Source organism: Rhodococcus sp. T2V, from assembly GCF_029269925.1.
In the GTDB taxonomy this organism is placed as follows: Bacteria; Actinomycetota; Actinomycetes; order Mycobacteriales; family Mycobacteriaceae; genus Rhodococcus_F; species Rhodococcus_F koreensis.
Genome location: NZ_JARJBD010000081.1, coordinates 29,577 through 46,077, shown reverse-complemented (window position 1 = coordinate 46,077; position 16,501 = coordinate 29,577). Strand labels below are relative to the sequence as shown.

At 65.9% G+C, this 16,501-nt stretch carries 12 protein-coding genes; 6 read left to right on the top strand and 6 right to left on the bottom strand.

The features are described from left to right. Window positions 1-122: 122 nt before the first annotated feature. Together P3H15_RS41040 and P3H15_RS41035 are read left to right on the top strand one after the other, a co-directional pair. Window positions 123-1,670 (top strand): FAD-dependent oxidoreductase, encoded by a 1,548-nt coding sequence (locus P3H15_RS41040; protein ID WP_276142521.1) that lies wholly within the window; start codon window positions 123-125, stop codon window positions 1,668-1,670. Window positions 1,671-1,684: 14 nt separating this feature from the next. Beyond that, a complete protein-coding gene (locus P3H15_RS41035) occupies window positions 1,685-4,060 on the top strand; it encodes an FdhF/YdeP family oxidoreductase (protein ID WP_276142520.1) in 2,376 nt (791 codons plus the stop codon). 124 nt (window positions 4,061-4,184) lie between these two features. Here P3H15_RS41035 and P3H15_RS41030 read toward each other — a convergent pair whose 3' ends face one another. Then, window positions 4,185-4,952, bottom strand: coding sequence for a hypothetical protein (locus P3H15_RS41030; RefSeq protein ID WP_276142519.1), 768 nt, complete (start codon window positions 4,950-4,952; stop codon window positions 4,185-4,187). Between the two features lie 131 nt (window positions 4,953-5,083). On the opposite strand from P3H15_RS41030, the gene P3H15_RS41025 reads away from it, so the two are divergent. Next, window positions 5,084-5,317, top strand: coding sequence for a sigma factor-like helix-turn-helix DNA-binding protein (locus P3H15_RS41025; protein ID WP_276142518.1), 234 nt, complete (start codon window positions 5,084-5,086; stop codon window positions 5,315-5,317). Here the strand turns inward: P3H15_RS41025 and P3H15_RS41020 are convergent. Further along, entirely contained in the window at window positions 5,314-7,089 is a 1,776-nt protein-coding gene (locus P3H15_RS41020) for a helix-turn-helix domain-containing protein (RefSeq protein ID WP_276142517.1), read from the bottom strand. The genes P3H15_RS41025 and P3H15_RS41020 overlap by 4 nt on opposite strands. A 176-nt stretch (window positions 7,090-7,265) precedes the next feature. Between P3H15_RS41020 and P3H15_RS41015 the strand changes: the two genes are divergently transcribed. Then, a complete protein-coding gene (locus P3H15_RS41015) occupies window positions 7,266-8,210 on the top strand; it encodes a 3-hydroxyacyl-CoA dehydrogenase family protein (protein ID WP_276142516.1) in 945 nt (314 codons plus the stop codon). Between the two features lie 84 nt (window positions 8,211-8,294). Then, the gene (locus P3H15_RS41010; protein ID WP_276142515.1) at window positions 8,295-10,328 is read left to right on the top strand and encodes an acetoacetate--CoA ligase; all 2,034 of its coding nucleotides are present in this window, start codon (window positions 8,295-8,297) and stop codon (window positions 10,326-10,328) included. A 2-nt stretch (window positions 10,329-10,330) separates the two neighbouring features. Here the strand turns inward: P3H15_RS41010 and P3H15_RS41005 are convergent, their stop codons facing one another. From P3H15_RS41005 to P3H15_RS40995, 3 genes are all read right to left on the bottom strand, one after another. Further along, window positions 10,331-10,678: a hypothetical protein gene (locus tag P3H15_RS41005; protein ID WP_276142514.1), complete on the bottom strand. Its 348-nt coding sequence runs from the start codon at window positions 10,676-10,678 to the stop codon at window positions 10,331-10,333. A 115-nt stretch (window positions 10,679-10,793) separates the two neighbouring features. Then, window positions 10,794-12,584 carry an NAD(P)/FAD-dependent oxidoreductase gene (locus tag P3H15_RS41000; RefSeq protein WP_276142513.1) on the bottom strand — a complete coding sequence of 597 codons (1,791 nt, stop codon included), beginning with the start codon at window positions 12,582-12,584 and terminating at the stop codon, window positions 10,794-10,796. Window positions 12,585-12,687: 103 nt separating this feature from the next. Then, complete coding sequence (locus P3H15_RS40995) at window positions 12,688-14,094, bottom strand: aspartate aminotransferase family protein (RefSeq protein WP_276142512.1); 1,407 nt, start codon at window positions 14,092-14,094, stop codon at window positions 12,688-12,690. Between the two features lie 207 nt (window positions 14,095-14,301). Here P3H15_RS40995 and P3H15_RS40990 point away from each other — a divergent pair, with 207 nt between their 5' ends. Next, window positions 14,302-14,853, top strand: coding sequence for an Lrp/AsnC family transcriptional regulator (locus P3H15_RS40990; RefSeq protein ID WP_276142511.1), 552 nt, complete (start codon window positions 14,302-14,304; stop codon window positions 14,851-14,853). A gap of 21 nt (window positions 14,854-14,874) precedes the next feature. On the opposite strand, the gene P3H15_RS40985 is transcribed toward P3H15_RS40990, so the two are convergent. Next, window positions 14,875-16,356, bottom strand: coding sequence for an APC family permease (locus tag P3H15_RS40985; RefSeq protein WP_276142510.1), 1,482 nt, complete (start codon window positions 16,354-16,356; stop codon window positions 14,875-14,877). Between the last annotated feature and the right edge of the window lie 145 nt (window positions 16,357-16,501).

Sequence of the window (16,501 nt, the reverse complement as noted above, 5' to 3'; positions counted from 1 at the left end):
AAAGCCCTCTTCGAAGCCATCGAACGCGAGCAAGCCGCCCGCGGAAACTTCTGAGCGAGAGCCGATGAGCGGGTGCGGCGACTTTCCCGCGGGATCGGTGCCGTCGCGAATACGATGACGCCATGAGCCCTACCGAGGCAGTGGTGGCCGGGGCCGGGCCGACCGGTCTCACGCTCGCTCTGGAACTGGCGCGGCGTGGCGTCGAAGTGCGGATCCTCGACAAGTCTCCCGAGCCGTTCCCGGGTTCGCGCGGAAAGGGATTGACCGCGCGCAGTCAGGAAGTGATGGACGATCTCGGTATCGTCGACGAGGTCGTCGAGGCCGGGTTCCGGCACCTTCCCAACCGGGTCGCGGTGCGCGGCCGGGTGGTGGGCGACAGCGACCCCCACGCAGACCTGAGCCCCACACCCGACCGGCCCTACGAGAGCGGGTTGATGATCCCGCAGTGGCGGACCGAGCAGATCCTGCGAGAGCGGCTCTCCGAGTTCGGTATCGACGTGGAGCGCGGCGTCGAGGTGGTGGGTTTCGAGCAGAAGACCGACAAGGTGACCGTCCGGCTCGCCGGGGGCGGGACCGTCATGGCGCGTTACCTCGTCGGGTGCGACGGCGGGCGCAGCACGGTGCGCAAGGCGCTCGGGGTGTCGTTCGAGGGGACGGGCGGCATCGAGGGCATGCTCCTCGGCGACGTGTCCGTCGACGGCCTGACCCCCGATCACTGGTACCAGTGGTCGCACCCCGAGAAGGGATTCGTCGCGCTGTGCCCGTTCCGTGGAATCAACTCCTGGCAGTTCCAGGGAGTGCCGTTCGCGGACTTCGACGAGGAGGGGAACCTGCCCGAACCGTCGCTGGAGTACTTCCAGCGAGTGCTCGACGACATCGCCTGCGAACCCGGCGTGCGACTGTCCGCACCGACGTGGCTGTCCACCTGGCATGTGAACGTGCGGATGGTGGACCGCTTCCGAGACGGCCGGGTGTTCCTCGCCGGCGACGCCGCGCACGTTCATCCGCCCGCCGGTGGGCTCGGGATGAACACCGGGATCCAGGACGCCTACAACCTCGGCTGGAAACTCGCGCTCGTCCTGGCCGGGTCCGCGGATCCGTCGCTCCTCGACACGTATCAGGAGGAGCGGTTGCCGCTCGCCCGCTGGACGCTCGGGGTGAGCAGCGCGGGGCTGCAGAAGGTGACCGACAACCTCGGACGCGAGGACTCATCGGGGTTCGCCGGCGCGGCGACCGAGGACGGCCAGCAACTCGGGCTGGGCTACCCGTGGAGTTCGCTGTCCCGGGACGGGGACGTGACGACGGGCATCCGCGCGGGTGACCGCGCACCCGACGCGCCGTGCCTGAGCCCGGACGGCACCCCGCTGCGACTGTTCGACGTCTTCCGCGGCACCCAGTTCACGGTTCTCGGGTTCGACGGCGGGCCCCGGCACGCCCTGCAGACCCTGGCCGAAGACGCGCCCGACGACGTGAAATACGTGGTGGTGGGAGATTCCCGCGGCCCCGGCGTGGACGTCGTCGACGACCGCGGTTTCGCGCGTAGCGCCTACGGGGCACACGGTGGCACGCTGGTGGTGGTGCGCCCCGACGGTTACGTCGCGCTCACCGCCCCGGCCACCGCGACCGACGATGTCATCGACTACCTCGGCTGCCTGGTGGGGAGATCGTGACGAAAGGCTGAACGATGCGTCACAAGGACGAGGAACTCGACTACGACGAGGCCGACCTCGAGGTCGGGCACCCGAAGGACCATGCGGCCGGGCCGACCGCTGTCGCGGTGTCGATGAAACGCGCGCTCGAGCAGATGGGTGTGGTCCGCACGGCCGAGACGTTGCTGCGGCTGAACCAGGCCGAGGGCTTCGACTGCATGAGTTGCGCCTGGCCCGACCCCGACCCGGGTCACCGCCACGCCGCGGAGTTCTGCGAGAACGGCGCCAAGGCGGTGGCGGAGGAGGCGACGCGGGTCCGGGCGACCCCCGAATTCTTCGCCCGCCACAGTATCGCCGAACTCGACTGCCACAGCGAGCACTGGCTGGGGCAGCAGGGCCGGATCACGCATCCGATGGTGAAGCGGCCCGGCGGAACCCACTACGAGCCCATCGAGTGGGACGAGGCCTTCACGCTGATCGGCGACCAGCTGAACGCTTTGGACAGCCCGGACGAGGCGATCTTCTACACGTCCGGCCGGGCGTCGAACGAGGCCGCGTTCGCGTACCAGCTGTTCGTCCGCGCGTTCGGGACGAACAATCTGCCCGACTGTTCCAACATGTGCCACGAATCGACCAGCATCGCGCTGCAGGAGTCGATCGGCATCGGCAAGGCGAGCGTCACGATGGACGACGTGTATCACGCGAAACTCATTGTCCTGCAGGGCCAGAATCCGGGAACCAACCATCCGCGGATGCTGTCGGCGCTCGAGAAGGCCAAGCAGAACGGCGCGAAGATCCTGTCGATCAACCCGCTGCGCGAGGCAGGGCTCGTCAACTTCAAGAATCCGCAGACGCCCCGCGGCATGGTGGGTCCCGGCACCGACCTCTCGGACCTGCATCTGCCCATCGCGCTGAACGGCGACCTCGCCCTGCTCCAGGCGTTCGGCTCACTGCTCGTCGAATGGGACGCCCTCGACCACGACTTCATCGACCGGTACACGATCGGATTCGAGCTGTGGAAGCAGCACGTCACGGACATCGACTGGGGCGTCGTCACCGGGACGACCGGGCTGTCGCGGGAACAGATCACCGACGCGGCCCGGATGCTGCGCGATTCCGACGCCACCGTGTTCTGCTGGGCGATGGGGCTCACCCAGCACCACAACGCGGTGTCGATCATCAAGGAAGTCACCAATATCGCGCTCGCGCAGGGCAACATCGGGAAACCCGGCGCAGGGCTGTTCCCGGTGCGCGGGCACTCGAACGTGCAGGGCGACCGCACGATGGGGATCTGGGAGCGCCCGCCGCGGCATTTCTTGGACGCGCTCGCGAAGGAGTTCGACTTCGAGCCGCCCCGCGAGAACGGCTACGACACCGTCGATTCGATCCGGGCCATGCGCGACGGCAAGGCCCACTTCTTCCTCGGGCTGGGCGGCAACTTCGTCCAGGCCGCTCCGGACACCGAGGTCACCGCCGCCGCCCTGCGCAAGACCCGGATGACGGTCCACGTCTCGACGAAGATCAACCGATCGCATCTCGTGTGCGGTGACACGGCCCTGATCCTGCCGACGCGGGGACGCACCGAGCAGGACGTCCAGGCCGGCGGGCCGCAGTTCATCTCCGTCGAGGATTCGGTGTGCTCGGTTCATGCCTCCCGCGGTCCGCTGAAACCCGCTAGCCCCCAACTCGATTCGGAGGTTGGTATCGTCACGCGCATCGCCGAGGCCACGCTCGGCGACCGCTACGGCATCGAGTGGAGGAAGATGCGGGACGACTACGCGAACATCCGCCTGCACATCTCGCGGGTGGTGCCCGGATGCGAAGGGTACGAGGTGAACGTCCGCAAGCCGGGCGGGTTCGTTCTGCCGCACCCGCCGCGCGACTCCCGGACGTTCCCCACCCACTCGGGGCGCGCCCAGTTCGCGGTGTCCCCGATCGACGTGCTGCAGGTGCCCCCGCGGCACGTGATCCTGCAGACCATCCGCAGCCACGACCAGTTCAACACTACGATCTACGGGCTCAGCGATCGGTACCGCGGCATCGAGGGCGGGCGACGCGTGATCTTCCTGCACCACGACGACATCGCGGCCCTCGGCTTCGACGACGGCGACATGGTCGACCTCTTCACCCACTGGGACGGCGACGACCGCGTCCGCTGCGCCCACGACTTCCGGATCGTCGAGTACGACACACCCCGCGGGTCGGCTGCCGCCTATTATCCGGAGACCAATCCGCTGGTGCCGCTCGATTCCACGGCGACCGGCAGCAACTGTCCCACGTCGAAGTCCGTCGTCGTCTCCCTGGAACACGCGGGCAAGTACAGCGCCGAATGCCCACCGGAGGCGAGCCAGGACGCGGTCGGATCGGACCAGGTCCACAAGGCGCACCCCCAGCCGGAGCACCTCTCCTGACGTGAGTGGCAAATCCTGACGTGAGTGGCAAAGCGTGCCCCGACACGCTTTCCCACTCACCTGCGCAGGTGAGTGGCGATGTGTGCGGGGGTACGCATCGGCACTCACGTACGGAGGGGACTGCTCAGCCGCGGTCGCGGTCACGCAGGTAGGCGGCCAACGGCGCGTGGCGTTGTATGCGTGACAGGGCGATTCGCCGCGCCACCGCCCACATCAGCGCCGAGATGACGACGGCGAGGACGACGCACAGCGCGAAGTCCGCGGTACCCATCCGCGAGTGCACGTCGGCCGGACGGACGAGGCGCCACAGCACGACCGGGACGACGGCGATCGCCGCCGAGAACGCGGGGAAGACCCCGTACGGCACCACCAGCAGAATCAGCCACCGGACGACGACGGTGCGCCACCGGGCACGTTGTTCCCATCGCCACCGCAGCGACCGCTGGTGGTACGGAAAATAGACCCCGACGAGACTCGACCCGGCGAGTGCGCCGAACGGGCACAGCGCCACCGCGACCACCACCACCGCGGTGAACAGCCAGTCCTGCTCGGCGAAGCCGACGACGATCGCGATGGTCGCGCAGATCGGGGCGATCAGCATCCACAGCGCCACCGCCTTGGCGCCGAGCATCGCACCCAGCGCGTCCCGGTCGTCGAGTGCGGCGAGAACCCGCTCACTGTCCGGCGCCAGCACGTTTGTGGCGGTGACGTCGGCGTACATCCAGCCGGCCAGGGCGAGCGCGAAACCGGACGGCCCCGTCCACTCGAACAACCAGCTCCGGGGCAGCAGGAACCAGGCCCCGATCATCAGGACGGCATTGAACGCAACGGTCGCGAGGGTGTCTGCCGGGTTGCGCCAGATTCTGATCCACTCCGCGCGAAGAGCGGCCATGACATTCAGCGTAAAGCGTCGGGCCGGCCGTCGGAGCCGGTCGGCAGGATCCCGGACGAACGGGACGCCGGTCCCTTCCACCTGGGACATCGGGTCGGCGACAGTGGTGCGATCCGAGAGAAAGGCCTGTCGTGACCATCGACGACGAGGAGGCGGCCGGGGCCGCGACCCTGATGGACACCCTCCCCGACCGTCACCGGACCGTACTGCGACTCCGACTCGCGCACCGACTCCCGGCCGTCGAGGTCGCGCGCATCCTCGGGACGAACGTCGACGCCGTACTCCTCCTCCAGCACGCGGCGCTCAACCACCTCCGGCGGCAACTCGCGGAGGGGGAGAGGGCGATCGCGATAGGCGAGGTCTAACCTGGTAATCCGCTGTCGAGTTCCCGGGCGAGGGTGTGCAGCCGGACGGCGAGTTGCAGCGGTAACGCGTTGTCGGGTTGTTGCCAATCGTCGCCGATCAGGGCTGCGATCCGGTCCAGGCGTTTGACCAGGGTATTCATGTGCACGTGCAGCGCCTTGGAGGCGCGGGTGAGATTGGCGGAGTTGTCGAAGTACGCCGCGAGGGTGGTCACCAGGTCGGTGTTGCGGCGGCGGTCGTAGTCGAGGACGGCGCCGAGGGTGTCGGTGATGAACACCCGCAGATCGTCGCCGCGGTCCGGGTCGAAGACGGTTGCGTAGACGCCGAGATGTGTTGTCGAGGTGGCCTTGTCGTTCACACCGACGTTGCGGAGGATCTTGCTGCAGCGGGCGGCGAGGGCGAACGGACGTCGCAGGTTCTCCGCGGTTGCCGCGACGGGCGTGGCGCACACGAGGATCGGTGCGCGCACGAGTCCACGTAGACGCCGGTGGATGGCGGCCGCCGCGGCGTCGCGGTCGTCGGCGCACAGCAGCATCGTCGGAGTACCGAGGTGGATGCCTGCCAGTGCGGACCATTCGTCGGCCACCCCGTGCAGGCGTCGGGTCAGATCCGCCGGACGCAGCGACGGGCAGTCGAGGACGAGGAGGGTGTCGAAGTCGTCGATGCCCAGATGCCGAGCCTCGGCACGGGCCGCAAGTTCGGCGCTGAAGGGCCGCGGTGAGGTGATCACCTCCGTGAGCAGTTCGCCGCGCACCCGGTCCTCGGCTTCGGCGACGGCGTTCTGCTTGATGGTCATCAGCGCCAGGATTTGGGACGCCCGCTCGAGGGTGCGGGCCTCGACCTCGGCCGGGGCGTCGGTGTGGGAGAGCACCACCGCCCCGAGGTAGCTGTCGCCGGCGAGAATCGCGACGAGGCTGTGGAACTGACCTGCACTGTCGGCGACGGTCACGCATCGACCACTGCGCCGGCTCTCGGCCAACGACATCTGCAGCCCGTCTGCGGGCGAGTCGGCATCGCCGCGCACATTCGCGGTTGCCACGAGCAGGTGTTCATCGCGGTCGTAGATCGCGACCCGCCCATCGAGAACGGTGACCAGCAGATCGGCGATCTCCCGGGCCCCGCCGCCGGTGAGCACCACCTGGGTCAGGGCCTCGTGTACCTGCCCGGACCGCTCGATCGTCGAGTAGGCCTGCCGCAGATCCGCCAACGCCTGGCGGCTCTCCTGGTAGAGGCGGGCGTTCTGTAGCGCGACCGCGGCGTGGTCGGCGAAGGCGTTCAACAGGGCCACCTCGTCGATGTGGAAGCGGCGCTCTATGCGGTCCGCGGCAAAGAGGATGCCGAATACTCGCCCGCTGTCGCGCAGCGGAACCCCCAGCAGCGCGACGATGCCCTCGTCGACCAGGATCCGGTCGAAGTCCGAGTCGTGCACCAGCGTGGTGTCGGTGAGGTAGTTGCCGACCCAGAAAGCCGCCTGCGTCTGCACGACTCGGCCGCCCACACCGGTATCGGCGGGCACGTGCGCTGACCGGAAGGCGGGGGAGAGCGACCCTTCGACGGCGCGCAATGTCAATTCCGAGTGGGAGTCGAAGACGGACAGGTACGTGACGTCCGTGCCCATCAGCTCGTGCGCATGCCGCACGATCGACGCCAGCACCGTGTCGACCTCCCCGAGTGCGGTCAGTGACCGCGCCGTGGCGTAGAGGCTGCTCAGTTCACGTTCGCGGCGTCGGCGGCGATGGGCCAGTTCTGCGGTCTCGGAGTCGGTGGAGTCCACACCGGGCACCGTACCCTTGGGTGGCGAATCTTCATACCTCAATAGCAATCAGGTATGAGAACTTCACATCGACTGGCGCTGTGGGGCGGAGATAGCGTGATCCGTGACATCAGCGCGGTGCGATGCGGCGCAGGCCGGTCGTGCCTGCGCCGCACTCACGAGAAGCGGAGACAGCCATGACCCAGTCGGGAATCTACGATCGCCCCGGCACCGTCGCCGAACTGAACGTCCTGATCATCGGCGCCGGTCTGATGGGCCATTCGATCGCCGGAGTCTTCGCCGCTGCCGGCGCCGCGGTGACTGTCCACGACGCCGACACGACCGTGCTGGCGCGGGTTCCGGGCCGCATCCGCGACCAACTCGATACCCTGGGCCGCGACCGTGCGGCGGTCGAGCGGGTACGGCTGGCCGAGACCCTCGAAGCCGCCGCCACCGACGCCCACCTGGTGGTCGAAGCGGTGCCGGAAATCCTCGGTCTCAAGCAGAAACTCTTCGCCGAGCTGAGCGTGCTGCTCCCGCAGGCGGTGCTCGCGACCAACACCTCGGTGTTCACGATCGGCGACGTCGCCCGCGACGTCGCCGATCCGCAACGTGTCGTCGGCGCCCACTGGTGGAATCCCCCGCATCTCGTTCCCCTCGTCGAGGTCGTCCAGGGCGAGAGCACCGCCACCGACACCGTCGACTGGATGCTGTCGATCCTGGCCGGCGCCGGGAAGGTGCCCGTGCACGTGCGCAAGGACATCCCCGGATTCATCGGCAACCGCCTCCAGCACGCCATGTGGCGAGAGGCGATCTCCCTCGTCGAGTCCGGCGTGTGCGACGCGGAAACCGTGGATCTGGTGGTCTGCAACAGTTTCGGGCTGCGCCTGCCGGCGATGGGCCCCATCGAGAACGCCGACTACGTCGGCCTCGACCTCGCGGCCGCCGTCCACAACTACCTGTTCCCCAGCCTCGACAACGACGACCGCGCCTCACCGCTGCTCACCAGGCTCATCGACGAGGGCCGTCTCGGTGCCAAGACCGGCGCCGGACTGCTTACCTGGGACGGCGACAAGCGGGCCGCTGCGGCAGCGCGCCTCGAACAGCATCTCGTCGACGCCACCCGCGACACCACCCCCTGAAATATCGCAGGCACCGACCGGCCCGGGTGACCGCCACCGGACCGGGGATACCGCCCTGCCCGATTCGAAAGGTGACCAGCACATATGGTTTACACCGCACCGGAATCCATTCGCCCCGAGCCGATCTGGACACCCGATCCCGATCTCGCCGGGCTGTCCACCCTCGCCTCCTTCACCGATTACGTGCGTGAGCGGTACCGCACGAACATCGACGACAACCTCGACTACACCGCCCTGTGGCAGTGGTCCACCGACCGCATCGACCAGTTCTGGGAAGCGGTCTGGACGTTCTTCGGCATCGACTCCGCGACTCCCTACGACTCGGTGCTGACCGCCGAGACGATGCCGGGCGCGCAGTGGTTCCCCGGCGCCACCGTCAATTACGCCGAACACCTGCTGAGCAACGATCTCCACGACCAGGACGCACTGGTCTGCATCCGGGAAGACGGTCGCCGGGACACCGTCAGCTGGGATCAGCTGCGCCGTCGTGTCGCCGCACTTGCGGCCGCCCTGCGTGCGGTCGGCGTCGCCCGCGGCGACCGAGTGGTCGGATACCTGCCGCCCGGGCAGCACGCCGTCATCGGCCTGCTCGCCGCAACCTCGCTCGGCGCCATCTGGTCCCAGTGTGCCCAGGACTTCGCCGCCGGTGCGGTCATCGATCGATTCGGCCAACTCGAACCCACCGTGCTCATCGCCGCCGACGGCTACTCCTACAACGGGCGCCGCTACGACCGGCGGCCGGAGGTGCACCAGGTCCGCGCGGGACTGCCCACCCTGACCCACACCATCGTCGTCGACCACGACACCGACGGGGCCTTCGCCGACCTCATCGACGATCCCGCGGTGCTGTTCTGGAACGACGCCGTCAGCGCAGAGGCGCCCCTGCAGTTCGACAAGGTGCCGTTCGATCATCCGCTGTGGGTGCTGTTCTCGTCCGGCACCACCGGACTGCCCAAGGGCATCGTGCACGGGCACGGCGGAATCCTGCTCGCCCTGCTCTCCCTGACAGGCCTGCACATGGATCTGCGCGAGGGCGACACACTGCTCTGGTACACCAGCACGAACTGGATGATGTGGAACGTCGTCGTCTCTTCGCTGCTGACCGGGGCCACGGCCGTCATCTACGACGGCAGCCCGACCTACCCGGACACCACCAGGCTCTGGCGCATCGCCGACGAGCAGAAGGTGACCTTCCTCGGCACCAGCCCCGGTCACCTGCAGACCTGCGCCGACGCCGGTATCACCCCCGCTGAGCAGTTCGACCTGAGCGCTCTGCGGATCGTTGGTTCGACCGGGTCTCCGCTGCCGCCCAGCGGCTACCACTGGGTGCGCGACAATGTCGGCGCCCACATCCAGCTGTCCTCGCCGACGGGCGGCACCGACGTGGTCACCGCCTTCGCGTGCAGTGCTCCGACCACCCCGGTCCGGCCGGGTGAGATCAGCGCCCGAGGCCTCGGAATGGCTTTGCAGGCATGGGACAGCTGCGGCAACGAAATCGTGGGCGGTGTCGGGGAACTCGTCATCATCAAGCCGATCCCCTCGATGCCGGTGTTCTTCTGGAACGACGCCACGGGCGACCGTTACCGGGATGCGTACTTCTCCACCTTCCCCGGAGTGTGGCGCCACGGCGACTGGGTCACCGTCACCGACGAGGGCAGCGTGGTCATGCACGGGCGCTCGGATTCGACGCTCAACCGGCACGGCGTCCGGCTGGGCAGCGCGGAAATCTACCAGGCCGTCGAAAAGCTGCCCCAGATCGAGGATTCCCTGATCGTCGGAGTCGACGAGCCGGACGGCGGCTACTGGATGCCGCTGTTCGTCGTCCTGGCGCCAGGTTCGGAACTGAACGCCGAACTGCGGGAGAGCATCAATGCGGGCATCCGGTCGCAGGCCTCCCCGCGGCACGTCCCCGACGAGATCATCGAGGTTCGTTCCCTGCCGCACACCCGCACCGGCAAGAAGATCGAGGTCCCGATCAAGCGAATCCTCCAGGGCGCAGACCGGGACGCCGTGCTGAGCATCGACGCCCTCGACGACCCCGCCTCCGTCGACCAGTTCGTCACGCTCGGCGAGGCCCGTCGCGCCGAGCGGACTGCCGCCCGGTTGCTCGAACGCTGACCTCACGTGCCGTCCCGCTCGGTGGCACCGCCGAGCGGGAGGTCAGACCTGGTGGGGTTCAGACGCACAGCGCAGATCCGCCGCAGCTCGGCCTTGTCCTCGGGCGTCACGATCCTCGAGGCGGGCGTGCTCAGAAGTTTTCGTACACGGAGGAAGAACCGGGGCGGGTCCACCCCGAAATGCACGAAGATGTCTTCCGCCTCGCCGCCGCCCCACCGCATCCATTTCAGCGCATATGCGACTACTTCACGCGCATCGGGCGAGGGCCGTTCGCTGCGCTCCGTCACACCGGCACTGCGCTCGCACGGCTGATTTCCTTGTTGTCGAGTGGTTTCCGGTTCCACAGTCATCAGCCCCATCTCAGGCTCGTACCTCGCGAAGGCGATGTCGGGGTGGTGGGCCGCCTGTGGCCGGCACGCTCGAGGCGTGCCGGCCACAGACGATCGGGTTGATCTACGGGGTGCGTCAGCGAGTGTGGTGCGAAGGCTGAAGTCCGTATACTTTGGTGTCGAGTCCTTCCATACGGGCCTTGATCTGCAGCGCAAGATATTTCGAGAACTGACGGCCTTGCGAGAAATTTCCGCCGTGAATCCACAGATTCTCGACGTTGGTGGGCTTCCACATGTTGCGGAGTTCGCCTTCCCAGGGGCCGGGATCCTTCGTCGTGTCGGAACCGTATCCCCAGCACTTTCCGACCTGGTCGGCCACCTCCGGGCTGATGAGATCGGCAAGCCACGCGTTCATCGATCCATAGCCCGTTGCGTACACGATCACATCGGCTTCGACCTCCGTCCCGTCGTCCAGAATGATCGCACTCTCGGTAATCTTGGAGACCTGACCTTGCCGGAGCTTCACGTGACCGTCGATGATCAGTTGAGATGCACCGACGTCGATGTAATAGCCGGAACCACGCCGGAGGTACTTCATGTGCAGCCCGGAGTCGTCGTCACCGAAGTCGAGTGCGAAGCCGGCCTCCCGCAACTGTGCGTAGAACTCCGCGTCGTGATCCGCGATCTTCTTGTAGATGGGTTTTTGGACATCCGGGGCCACCCGCAGCGGGATCGAGGAGGCAAGCATGTCAGCCTTCTCCAAGCTGATCCCGTTCTTCACAGCATCCTCGGTGTAGAGGGGTGCGAACGCGTACTCGACCAGACTCCCGCTCCGGGCGATCATGGTCGACGATCGTTGGAGCATTGTGACGTCGGCGCCGTGTTCCCACAGGTCTGCGGCGATGTCGTGCGCCGAGTTGTTCGAGCCGATGACGACCGCACGCTTGCCGGACCAGTCTCCGCCTCCGGAGTGCTGGGACGAGTGATGCTGAGCGCCGGCGAAGTCTTCGGCCCCGTCGAACGCCGGAATGTGCGGGTAGCCGGACACGCCGAGCGCAATCACCAGTTGCCTGGGCCGGAGGGTGATGTGCTCTCCATCGCGGACGACGTCGACCGACCAGGAATCGGACTCCGCGTCGTACCGCGCCTTCACACATTCGGTGTTCGCCCAGTAGTTGATCTCCATGATGGTGGTGTACGCCTCGAGCCAGTCACCGACCTTGTCCTTACTGGGGAACACGGGCCAGCTGTCCGGGTAGCTCATGTACGGCATGTGGTTGAACCACACGGGATCGTGGAGGTGGAGTGACTTGTAGCGGGACCGCCAGTTGTCGCCCGGCCGCGCCTTCTTGTCGATGACGATCGCCGGCACTCCCAGTCGCCCGAGTCTGGCCGCGAGATTGATCCCGTTCTGCCCGCCTCCCACGATCAGGGTGTAGGGCTGCTCGTCTCGGCCGAGGCGCTCCTCCCGGTCGACCTTCTGCTCGAGCCACGAGCGCCGTCCTTTCACGACCTCGTGACGGACACCCAGGTCACGATGCGAGCCGGCGTGCTCCTCATGACCCCGGATTTCCTCCATCGTCGTGAGAAGTGTCCATGCCTTGCCGTCGCGGAGTCGCAGATGGGCTTTGCCTCGCGCCTGAGCGGTGTCGAACCCGACCCAGGCGTCGACCTCGTGCTCGTCACCCTCGGCAGCTTCCAGCAACGTCCATCCCGACGGCTGCACGCGATCGAGGGTGCTGTCCAGCATCGCCTCGATCTCCGCGCTTCCCTCGAATGTCTTGATATTCCATGTGAACGAGACGAAATCGCGCCAGAACCCATGATCCTGGAACAGCTTTGCAGCACCGTTGATGTCGCGGGACCGGAGCCGCTCATCGAATGTGTGGAGCCAAGACTCGGCGATCTCGGAAGGTGAGTGGGACATTGAACTCCTTCTAACTTCTACTTGCTCGATCAGAGAGATCTCGGGTGACGCGCCGTCCGATGGACCGGTCGGGTCGTCGGGAATGTCGTTGTCTGGTGTCGGCTCAGACGAGGCCCGCGTCGAGCGAAAGGGCCGACAGTACGTCGCGGAGACCGTCGACGAGCTCGTCGAATTCAGGGCTGTCTGCGATCAGCGGCGGCGCGATGCACAGCACCGGGTCGCCGCCGTCGAGGGAGAGGCGAAGAAGGATGCCACGGTCGACCAGACGGTCGGACAGGAGTTCGTCCCCGTAGAGCCTGGCCAGTTCGGTATCCGAGAAGCGCTGCCCTCGTGCGTCGGTGGACGTCAGTTCGATCGCGTAGAAGAATCCGGAGCCGCGGACGTCCTCCACGATGGGGAGCGCTCGAAGAGACTCGAGTTTGCTCCGGAGTTCGTCCTCCTTCGCGGCTACGTGACGCGGGATGTCGAGTTCTTGCATGATTTCGATGTTGCGCAGTGCTACGGCTGCCATCACGGGGTGACCGCCGAAGGTGTTGCCGTGGGTAAATTTCCGTCCAGCCACGTAGAACGTCGAATACACCTCGTCCGTCGTGATCACCGCACCGATCACCGCATGCGCCGAGGACAGCCCCTTCGCGGTCGTGATGATGTCCGGTTTCATCTCGTATCGTTCCGAGGCGAACCAGGCGCCGCACCGTCCGAAGGCGGTGATCGTCTCGTCGGCGACCAGCAGGATTCCGTACCGGTCGCACAGCGCGCGCACCCCGGCGGAGTAGCCGGCCGGTGGTACCAGCATGCCGCCGTGGTTCTGTACCGGCTCCATGATGATCATGGCGACCGTGGCGGGGTCTTCGGCGAGGATTCGCTGTTCGAGGTCGTCGAGGAGAAACTGGGTGAATTCTTCCTCGGTTTCCTTCCCGGGTCGGCCGAGGCGCTTGGTGTTGCGAACGTGGGAGGCTCCGGGTAGGAGCGGCTCGAACATGCTCCGGATCTCGGGAATTCCGTTGATCGACAGGGCGCCCATCGTGGTTCCGTGATAGGCCATGCTCCGGCCGATCGCCTTCCAGCGCTTCTCGCCGCGAAGATGATGGTACTCGCGTGCGATCTTCCAGGCTGCCTCGACCGACTCGCCGCCGCTGGGGGTGAAGAAGACGTGATCGAGGCCCTCGGGGGCGAGGTCCGCGAGGGTGTGTGCCAGTTCGATGGCCTTCGGATGGGTTGAGCCCCAGTTGGAGTGGTAGCCCAGTTCGCGGTATTGCGCCAGCGCGGCCTGCCCGAGTTCTTCGCCGTAGCTGTAGCCGATGTTGACGCAGAACAGGTTGGACAGTGCGTCGAGGAATCGATTTCCTTCGGAGTCGATGAGGTAGCACCCCTCACCCTTCACCATCACGCGAAGTGGCTGCTTCTCGGTGGTGGTCATGTCGGAGAAATGCCGCCACAGATGGGCGCCGGCCGAATCGCGGAGGGCCGGTGTGTCGAGGTGCTGAATCTCGGTTTCGGTCGTGGTCACGTGACACTCCCTGTCTTGGTTCTCGTGGTCGCACCATCGTCGGCATCTCGTCGAGATAGCTCCAGAAAGGTTGCGAGTTGTTCGAAGAATGTCTGGATTGACGTGAATCTTTCGGCGAAGCTACGTTGAGTGGAACTGGAAACGAAGAATCTTCTGCACACCCTGGTCGCCGAAACGGATGCGCAGAGTGCTGAAGGGATCCGATAGATGGCCCAATACGAAGGCGAGCAACAGATCAAGCTCGACGACATCGATGAGATTCTGATCTGGGAGCTGGCGGCCGACGGTCGCAAGTCGAACAACGAGCTCGCACGGAAGGCAGGAATCGCGCCGTCGACCTGTCATGTTCGGATCAAGAGGCTCGAGAACCTGGGGGTCATCCAGTCCGTTCATGCCGCCCTGAACTATGAGTCCATCGGCTTCCCCGTGCAGGCCATCGTCGCGGTGCGACTGCAGGCGAACGCCCGCGACCAGGTGAAGAGCTACGCGAACCGCATTATCAAGATCCCGCAGGTGCTGAATGTGTTCTTCGTCGGTGGAGCGGATGACTTCCTGGTGCACGTGGCGTGCACGTCGAGCGCTCAGCTACGCGACCTCGTGGCCCTGAAGCTGAGTGCAAGTCCGGTAGCGTCGACGAACACCAGCATCCTGTTCGACCATCTCATCGGGGTCCAATTCATGCAGCATGTCAGTGGATTGGACGAGATGCGGAGGCCGATCCGCATCGATCCGCACGCGAAACGCGACGGCGGGTCCTAGCGCGGCCCGTGCTGGACCTGATCAGGGTCGGCGGACTGTGTCGGCCGCCAATTCGGCATACCTGTCCGGTCGTTGACGCTTCATGACTTCTGCACCGGCCAGTCCGACCGCGAAGGCGACCGCGATCAGTCCACCGACGACGGCGGCCGTCGTCCTGTCGCCGACGAGTAGTGAGAAGTTCGCGATGACCAACGCGAGAATGACGGTCAGACTGATCAGGGACATCGCGGGAGCAATGAGTGAATGCCACACCGTGGGGGCGGATGCCTTCGTGCGGAAGTAGAAGATCACCGCGAGATTAGTCAGAACCATCAAGCCGATCAGACCGAGCGTGGCCGCACCCGAAAGCCACGTGTAGATCGAGGTGATGGGGTCCCATCCGAGCGCGGTGACGAGTGCCATTGCGGCGAGCGAGATTGCCGATGCAATCAGCGAGGACGTCGACGGTGCAAGGTGCTTTTCGCTGACATCTGCCAGTCTCTTCGGCAGCATGCCCTTTCCAGCGAGTGTGAACTGATACCTGGTGATGACGTTGTGGAACGACAGAACGCAGGCGAAGGTGCTGGTTACCAACAGCACTTGCATGACATCCTTCAGTATCGGCGCGCCGTAGGAGGCTGCAAGGTCGAGAACCAGATTCTCCGGATCGGCTTTCGCCTTCTCGACGACGCTGCCGGAGCCTGCTCCCTCCATAACCGCCCACGAGGAAATCGCATAGAAAATGCCGATCGACAGAACTGCGATATACGTTGCGCGGGGAACGGTGCGGTCGGGGTCCTTCGCTTCGTTTCGGAACACTGCAGTCGCTTCGAATCCGAAGAAGCAGAAGAAGGCAAACATCAGTCCGAGCGTCGGTGTTCCGGAGGCGAAGGTGGAGAGGGAGAGCGGTTCGACACCGAGGCCCGACTCACCGCCCTTGACGACGATGGCAACGTCGAGGACCACCACGACAGCTATCTCTACGACGAGTAGCACGCCGAGCACTTTCGAGCTGAGCTCGATGTCTCGATATCCGAGGACGCCGATAATCAACAGCCAAGCAAATGAATAGATCCACCACTGGATATCCACGTGGAAATGAGCTGAGACGACATTCGATGTCGCCACTCCGAGGTAGCCGTTGACGCCGATCAGCAGGACCCCGTAGGAGACGAGCGCGAGCGCAGCGGCACCCGAGCCCACGTGACGCCCGAGTCCGGCCTGGATATACGAGTAGAAGGCCCCGGCGTTGGGTACGAATTTGCTCATCGCAGTGAAGCCGACCGAGAAGAAGACGAGAACCACGGTCGCGATCAGAAAGAACAGAGGGGCCCCGGCGCTCCCGCTGATCCCGGTGATGATGGGTGTGTTCGCGACCATCACGCCCAGCGGGGCCGCCGCTGCAACCACCATGAAGACGATCGATCCGACGCCCAGCCCGCGGTGGAGAAGCGCATGGGAGCTTTCATCGGGTGCAGGAGGTGCCGCGACGGCAGGTGGGGAGAATTCTGGGGAATTGGTCATTGGATGCTTCCTATGGAGATTCTCGGGGTGGACGGTCGGGGAGGACCGTGTCGGGGGAGAGGTTGGCCGGCCGACCACCGTGCTGCTGCGGCTAGGATTACACCGCGAGGTGTGAGGTGGCGCACATGAAGAAGAATTGTGCGAG